Source organism: Aquabacterium sp. (genome assembly GCF_029946005.1).
Classification (GTDB): domain Bacteria; phylum Pseudomonadota; class Gammaproteobacteria; order Burkholderiales; family Burkholderiaceae_C; genus Aquabacterium.
Genome location: NZ_JAQSDR010000015.1, coordinates 284,831 through 292,279 on the forward strand (window position 1 = coordinate 284,831; position 7,449 = coordinate 292,279).

At 62.8% G+C, this 7,449-nt stretch carries 9 protein-coding genes; 3 read left to right on the plus strand and 6 right to left on the minus strand.

What is annotated here, in order from left to right; genetic code table 11:
- Positions 1 to 79: 79 nt before the first annotated feature.
- From PSV38_RS12580 to PSV38_RS12590, 3 genes are read left to right on the plus strand one after another with little or no spacing between them, the layout of a single operon-like run.
- Complete coding sequence (locus PSV38_RS12580; protein ID WP_300547903.1) at positions 80 to 961, plus strand: metal-dependent hydrolase; 882 nt, start codon at positions 80 to 82, stop codon at positions 959 to 961.
- Positions 962 to 970: 9 nt separating this feature from the next.
- Positions 971 to 1,837 (plus strand): metal-dependent hydrolase, encoded by an 867-nt coding sequence (locus tag PSV38_RS12585; protein WP_300547905.1) that lies wholly within the window; start codon positions 971 to 973, stop codon positions 1,835 to 1,837.
- A gap of 57 nt (positions 1,838 to 1,894) precedes the next feature.
- The gene (locus tag PSV38_RS12590; protein WP_300547907.1) at positions 1,895 to 2,815 is read left to right on the plus strand and encodes a metal-dependent hydrolase; all 921 of its coding nucleotides are present in this window, start codon (positions 1,895 to 1,897) and stop codon (positions 2,813 to 2,815) included.
- Positions 2,816 to 2,824: 9 nt separating this feature from the next.
- On the opposite strand, the gene PSV38_RS12595 is transcribed toward PSV38_RS12590, so the two are convergent.
- From PSV38_RS12595 to PSV38_RS12620, 6 genes are all read right to left on the minus strand, one after another.
- Complete coding sequence (locus tag PSV38_RS12595; RefSeq protein WP_300547908.1) at positions 2,825 to 3,637, minus strand: hypothetical protein; 813 nt, start codon at positions 3,635 to 3,637, stop codon at positions 2,825 to 2,827.
- A gap of 6 nt (positions 3,638 to 3,643) precedes the next feature.
- Positions 3,644 to 4,867 (minus strand): phosphoglycerate kinase, encoded by a 1,224-nt coding sequence (locus PSV38_RS12600; RefSeq protein WP_300547910.1) that lies wholly within the window; start codon positions 4,865 to 4,867, stop codon positions 3,644 to 3,646.
- 166 nt (positions 4,868 to 5,033) lie between these two features.
- A complete protein-coding gene (locus tag PSV38_RS12605) occupies positions 5,034 to 5,363 on the minus strand; it encodes an AzlD domain-containing protein (RefSeq protein WP_300547911.1) in 330 nt (109 codons plus the stop codon).
- Positions 5,364 to 5,386: 23 nt separating this feature from the next.
- Positions 5,387 to 6,166 carry an AzlC family ABC transporter permease gene (locus tag PSV38_RS12610; RefSeq protein ID WP_300547913.1) on the minus strand — a complete coding sequence of 260 codons (780 nt, stop codon included), beginning with the start codon at positions 6,164 to 6,166 and terminating at the stop codon, positions 5,387 to 5,389.
- Positions 6,167 to 6,203: 37 nt separating this feature from the next.
- A complete protein-coding gene (locus PSV38_RS12615) occupies positions 6,204 to 6,584 on the minus strand; it encodes a hypothetical protein (RefSeq protein ID WP_300547915.1) in 381 nt (126 codons plus the stop codon).
- A 259-nt stretch (positions 6,585 to 6,843) separates the two neighbouring features.
- A complete protein-coding gene (locus tag PSV38_RS12620) occupies positions 6,844 to 7,296 on the minus strand; it encodes a DUF494 domain-containing protein (RefSeq protein WP_300547917.1) in 453 nt (150 codons plus the stop codon).
- Positions 7,297 to 7,449 lie beyond the last annotated feature (153 nt).

The following is a 7,449-nucleotide window of genomic DNA, read 5'->3' on the forward strand; positions in this document are numbered from 1 at the left end:
GCCGTGGGGTCAAGTGCCTAAAGTTCATGGATCGGAAAGCCTGTGCCCAGTGCGCAAACCACTGCCGAGGAGACCTCACATGACCCCTACAAAAATGACCCCGCCCCCCATCATCCCGCGTGAAAAGCTGGATTTCGGGCTGGACGGCAACATCCCCAAATACTGGCTGAACGGCGACCCGTTCAAGACCCGCTTCTTCGACGCCCTGTCCACCCTCTTCCCGGTCGGCGAGCGCTTCTTCATCACCTGCGTGCGCGACTTCAAGGACCGCACCACCGACCCCAAGGTGCTGCAAGACATCAAGGACTTCACGCGCCAGGAAGGCCAGCACGGCATCGTCCACACGCGTTACAACGATCGCCTGAAAGCCCAGGGCATCGCGGTCGATGCCATCCTGCAAGGCCAGGAAAAGCGCCTGTTCGGCATCATCCGCCAGCACACTTCACGCGAATTCACGCTGGGCATCACGGCCGCGGCCGAGCACATCACCGCCATCATGGCCGACTGCTTCGTCGAGCGCCCCGAAATCTTCGAAGGCGCTGACGACCGCATCCGCGCGCTCTACGTGTGGCACGCGATGGAAGAGATGGAGCACAAAGCCGTCGCCTTCGACGTGCTGCAGAACATCGCCAAAAGCACTTACCGCAACCGCGTCGGCTCCATGCTGCTGGTGACCCTGCTCTTCCCCTTCCATGTGTTCCGGATCATGAAGCACATGTTCGAAGTCGATGGCTTCAGCCGCTGGCAACGCACCAAGATCTGGGCCAAGGGCCTGTGGTGGCTGTACAAGCCGGGCGGCCTGTTCTCGCCCATGGTCGGCAAGTACTTCAGCTACCTCAAGCCCAGCTTCCACCCTTGGCAAGACCCCGTCGTGCCCAGCTACGACAACTGGCTGCGCATCCTGAAGGAAACCGGCGACCCCATCCTGGCCGGCAACCGCCTGCACGGCGCCTCAGCCTGAGGAGACACCATGAACCAGCACCACCCCATCGTCCCGCGTGAAAAGCTCGACTTCGGCCTCGAAGGCGACATCCCGAAATACTGGTTCGGGGGCCACCCCTTCAAGACGCGCTACTTCGACGCCATGTCGACCATCTTCCCCGAGGGCGAGCGCTTCTTCATCTCCTGCGTGCGCGACTTCCGCGACCAGGTCACCGATCCGGTCCTGCGCGAAGAAATCAAACACTTCATCCGCCAGGAAGGCCAGCACGGCATCGTCCACAGCCAATACAACGAACGCCTCAAGGCCCAAGGCATCGATGTGGACAGGCTCGAAGGCATCCAGCGCGGCCTGATCGAGTGGATGCGCAAGTACCTGCCCAAGAAGCACACCCTGGCCAGCACCGCCGCCGCCGAGCACATGACCTCGATCATGGCGCACAGCTTTTTCGCCCGCAAAGACGTCATGGCCAATGTCGACCCGCGCATGCGCGCCATGTACGCCTGGCACGCCATGGAAGAGATCGAGCACAAGGCCGTCGCCTTCGACGTGATGCAGAAAATCGCCAAGGTCTGGTACCCCCGCCGCGTGGTGGCCATGGTCGAAGTCACCCTGGGCTTCACCATCAACTCCCTGCTGACCACGCGCCACATGCTCAAGGTCGATGGCTTCAGCCGCCTGCAACGCGCCAAACTCTGGGCACAAGGCCTGTGGTGGCTGTACAAACCCGGCGGCCTGTTCACGTCCATGTTCAGCCAGTACATCCACTACTACAAACCCGGCTTCCACCCCTGGCAGCAAGGCCAGATGGACAGCTACCAACTCTGGCTCAACACCTTCAACCAGACCGGTGACGCGATCCTGGCTGGCGAAGTGCTGCACGCGGCAGCCGCCTGACCACGACTGAACCACAGAAAAGTCTCAAGTTTCTCAGAGGGTGGCCGATATGGCCGTATGACAGTCCTGCGCACCACAGACGCTCCCGCCCATTCGGCCACCCCCACCAAGGCCGTGCCCATCGTGCCGCGCGAGCACCTCGACTTCGGCCTGGAGGACGGCGACATCCCCCGCCACTGGTTCGGCGGCGACCCGTTCAAGACGCGCTTTTTCGACGCCATGTCCACCCTCTTCCCCGAGGGCGAGCGCTTCTTCATCACCTGCGTGCGCGATTTCCGCGACCAGGTCACCGACCCCGAACACCTGCAGGCCATCAAGGATTTCACCCGGCAGGAGGCCCAGCACAGCATGGTGCATTCGGCCTTCAATCAGCGCCTGGCAGATCAAGGCATCAAGGTCGACCGCATCCTGGCCAACCAGCGCCACTTCCTGTTCGACGTCACCCGCCAACGCCTGTCACGCCAGCAAACCCTGGCCATCACCGCCGCCTCCGAGCACCTCACGGCCATCATGGCCCAGGGCTGGTTCGAGCGCGGCGACCTCTTCCGGGACGCCGACCCACGCGTGCGCGCCATGTACGTCTGGCACGCCGTCGAGGAAGTCGAGCACAAAGGCGTCGCCTACGACGTCATGCAACAAGTCGCCCGGGTGGGTTACCTGCGGCGCGTGCTCGCGCTGCTGCAGGTCAGCATTAACTTCCCGATGTTCGTGTTCCAAATCATGCGCCACATGCTCAAGGTCGACGGCTTCAGCCGCACGCAGCGCCTCAAGCTGTGGACCAAGGGACTGTGGTGGCTGTACGGCCCCGGCGGCATGATGGCCGACATCATCCGACCCTACCTGGCCTGGTACAAACCGGGCTTCCACCCGTGGGATTCGGGCATGTTGCCCAGCTACACCGTGTGGGCCGACACCCTCAAACGCACCGGCGACGTGATCGCGGCCAGCGATGCCCTGACGGCACCACCTCAACGTTGAGCCGCCCCTTCAGGGCAGTTGCAAATCGCGCTCAAGCCGGGCAGCTTCCGGCCCGCTGAAATTTTGCTGCAGGTAAAGGCGGATGCGGATCAGCCGCTGGCCCTCATCCAACGACGCATCCTGCATCAGATGGGCCCACTCCTGCCCGGCCTTCCCCGCGCGCGCACGCCAATCGCCGCGTGCACCTGAGGCTGCCGAAGCCACCACGCCCGCCGACGCGGGGGCCTTCGACAGCACATCGTCCAGACTGGATGCCGCAGGCTGTCGGGGGCTCGCCACCAGGTTGGCAATGCGCCGTTGCAAGGCAGCCTCGTCCTCTCCAAAAAACGCCTCGGCCCAGTCCGCCCCCAACCACTGACGCCGCACCCGGTGCTGCTCGTTCAAGGTGGCCTGCCATCCCTTGGGCTCAGAGCCGTTGAAGGGATGCTGCCAATCGTGGTTCTGCAGACGCGCATAGCGGTCCCAGATGGCCAGCACCTGAACGCTGTTGGCCTGCCCCAGGTCGGCCTGGGCGTCTTGCTCCAAGGTCGCGCGCACCTCCACCATGGTCACGCCCTTGCCCAAGGGCAGGTAGCTGTCAAACCGTTCGCGCAATGCACGCCCCGGCACCAGCTTGCCTCCTAGCACCGACCAAGCCTTCGGTGCCCAGCCACCGGCGGGTCGCACCACGGCGCCCTTGGCCGTCGGTGGCGTTGGCTCCAGGCCCGCAACGGCCTGAGGCACCGATGCCTTGCCCGCGTCCACCTCGGGACCTTGCCCCCGTTCGTACCACCAGACCAGCACCCCGGCAATGGCCAGGACCAGCAGCGCACGCTTGACCATGGCTGGTCAGCCCGCTGCGCGCTTTTGCAAGATCTCGAACGCTGGCAAGGTCTTGCCCTCCAGCACCTCCAGGAAGGCACCACCGCCTGTCGAGATGTAGCCCACGTCCTTCTCGATGCCGTATTTGGCAATCGCCGCCAAGGTATCGCCACCGCCGGCAATGCTGAAGGCGTTGGACTCGGCAATCGCCTTGGCAATCGTCCTGGTGCCATTTTCGAAAGCCGCGACCTCGAACACGCCCACTGGGCCATTCCACACCACCGTACCGGCCGACTTCAACTGCCCTGCCAGCTTGTCCGCCGTCTTGGGCCCGATGTCGAGAATCATGTCGTCATCGGTCACATCGGTGGCGGCCTTCACCACGGGCTTGGCAGCAGCCAGGAACGCGCCAAAATCGAACTTCCCGCTGGGCACGCCCTCGGCCACCACCACGTCCTCAGGAATCGGCACCTCGGCACCCCTCGCTTTCATCGCCGAGATCACCGCCGTGGCGGCGGGTACCAGGTCGCGCTCGACCAGTGACTTGCCCACGTTCAAACCGGCGGCCAGCATGAAGGTGTTGGCAATGCCGCCCCCCACGATCAGGCCATCCACCTTCGTGGACAGCGCCTCCAGAATCGTCAGCTTGCTCGACACCTTCGACCCCGCCACGATGGCCACCAGCGGCCGCTTGGGTGCCGCCAAAGCCTTGTTCAGCGCGTCGATCTCGGCCGACAACAGCGGGCCGGCGCAGGCCACCTTGGCGTACTGCGCGATGCCGTAGGTCGTGCCCTCGGCCCGGTGCGCCGTGCCAAAGGCGTCGTTCACAAAGATGTCGCACAAGGCGGCCAGCTTGCGCGCCAGCACTTCGTCGTTCTTCTTCTCGCCCTTGTTCAGACGGCAATTCTCCAGCAGCACCACATCGCCATACGCCACGGTCACACCGTCCACCCAGTTGGACACCAGCTTGACCTCACGCCCCAGCAACTCCCCCAGGCGCTTCGCCACCGGTGCCAGCGAATCCGCCAGCGTGAACTCGCCCTCCGTCGGGCGCCCCAGGTGCGACGTCACCATCACGGCCGCGCCCGCCTTCAGCGCCAGTTCAATCGCGGGAACCGAGGCCCGCACGCGGGTGTCTTCGGTGATGTTGCCGACATCGTCTTGCGGCACGTTCAGATCGGCGCGGATGAACACGCGCTGGCCAGCCACCTTGCCTTGGGCCACGAGGTCTTCAAATCGGAGGATGTTCATGATGGTGAAATGGGATGAAAGACAAAACGGAATCTGGGCCCGATTGTAGAGAGCCTCGCACTCCTGAAACCTGGGGTCAGTCCGGGAGTGTGCATGCCCCTCGCCCCACCCTGTGCGTAACCAGGGTGTTTCATTTCACCCGGTCGTTACACGGAATCCGTCAAATTCACCAGCCCAGCCCCAGTTTGAGTCCGAGCAAAACCGCCATCCCACTCAGAATGGTGCCCAGCATGCCCTTTTGCCACCAGGCCCACGCCACGGCCACCGCCGTGGCAAAAAAGCGTGCATCACGCCAGTCATGAGGCCAATGGCCCTGAATGAGCAACACTTCCGGAAGCACCACGGCACTCAAGGCCGCCAAAGGCGCGTAACGCAAACCACGCTCCAACCAGGCGGGCAAACGCCAAGGCTGCTCGCTCAAGAAGAAAAATGACCGGCTGAACGCCGAAATCGCCACCAAGCCCAGGGCCGCGATCGCCATTTCCGTCGTGCTCATGGAAGCAACCCCTAACGCCATGTTCAAGCCCCTCCAGAAACGTCAGAGGCTGCGGCCTTGCGCTGCGTCGCCATCAACTGATCCAACAGCAGGCCACAGGCCACGGCAGACGCCACCGCCACAATCATGTTGAGCTTGAACGGCAAGCTGAACGCCGCCACGGCGGCCGTCCCCGCAATCCCCGCACTGAGGGCGGTGGCGCGGTCATTCGTCAGCGACACCAACAGGCCCACCAAGGCCAAGGTCCCCGCGAAACCCAGCCCCCACTGCGTGGGAATCGTCCCCGCGAACAAAACGCCCACCAGCGAAGCCACATTCCACGCAGCCCAGTTCACCGAGACCAAGCCGGCAAAGTAGGCCAAAGGCGCAGGATTCTCAGGACCGGCAGGGGGCGATGCACCATGGCGCTGCATCATCATCACGTAAGTGATGTCAGCGGTCAGGTAACCGGCGACCAGGCGCCAGCGCAGCGGCAAGCTCATCATGTGCAGGCGCATCTGCGCACTGAAAATAACAAAGCGCAGGTTCACGCACAGCGCGGTCACCCAGACCACCCACAAGGGTGCGCCAGCCAGCATCAAAGGCAAAGCGGCCAGCTGAGCACTCGCAGCGAAAGCAGTCAGGCTCATCAGCAAGGCAATCGGCAAGGGCAGGCCGGCCTTGACCATTGCCACCCCCGTCACCAAGCCCCAGGCCAACACCCCTGGGGTGACGGCCCCCATGTCGCGCGCGCCTTGGCGGAACTCGGCATGCCGCCACAAGGATGCGTGGAGCAAACCCCACGGTGCTGTTTCTCGACTCATGCGGCCATTGTCACGGCAAGGCCTTCACCAATGATCGTCAGTGGTCGCTTGATTTGGTCGGTTTGCCTTTGCCGACCTTGGCTTCAGGCTCATCGGCGTCCTCTTCGTCGCCCTCCGCAGGCGCGGACGGTTTGGAAGCCGCCGATGGCGGGGCGGGGCGGGGCACCACAGGGGCAATCCCCTCCAGCTTGTTCTCGCGCATGTACTCGTCCATCTCACGCCACCCCGTGAACACCGACGATTTCTCCGCTTTCGGATTGAGCAAGTAGCAGTCTTCAATCGCCCTCATGGCATGGCGGCAGGCGCTGCCAATGGCCTTCGCGTCTGCCATCTGGCGCTCTGCGGCCTTCTCAGGGGTTTCAATGCCCAACTGATCACAACCCGACATGCCCATCATGGTCACCACCAGCCCGCCCATCACGACCCAGCTTCTGGTCCATTGCCGAGTTACCGCTGAACACTGTTCCGTCCGCATCCTGTGCTCCATATCGCCGCGCCTTCGCCATGCTCCGGGACGTGCCAACAACATGCGAATGCAAGCAACGTCCTTCATTGCCCTCGTTTACGGCCAAACCAAGGGCCAACTTGAGCAAAATCTCATCATCCGAGAAAAAAGAAAGGGCCCCGTCAGGGCCCTTGGCTTATCCGCGCGGCGGATGATGACGCATGTCAACGCGTTAATGAATCAAACGGTCCTCCGCCTCCACAAACAACTCATCCAGGATCAAGGCATCCGGCTCTTCGCCGCGGCTCCAAAAGAGCATCAGCACCACGATCTTGAGGTCTTCAAGGCTCATCGGCCCACCGGATATCACCAGAGCCCGATCGAGGACCACTTCGCGCAAGCGCGTGGACAGCACGCCAGCCGACTCCAGGAACTGCAGGAAGCCCAAAGCCTCAGCGCCCAAATGCTCCAACTCCAAAGCTGAATACACCCGGGTACTGCCCTCGGACTGATCCAGTCCTTCGTGAGAGGACAGGGTGTTCAAACCATCAAGCCAAGCCAGTGCCTCACGGATTTCATCAGCTTCAAAACCCACCGCAGTGAGCTTGCGCGCCAAGAGGTCCGACTCGGGGCAGGCATCGGGCCGCCAGTAGTGTTCGTAAAGGTAAACCAAGACATCGAACATGAAAACACTATAGCGCAAGGAGTCGGTGCTCGTGGAGCGAAGGTGAAACAGAGGTTCCGACAAAGCAAAAAGCCCAACCGTGAGGTTGGGCTTTTTTAGCATTAATAGCCTGACGATGTCCTACTTTCACACGGGAACCCGCACTATCATCGG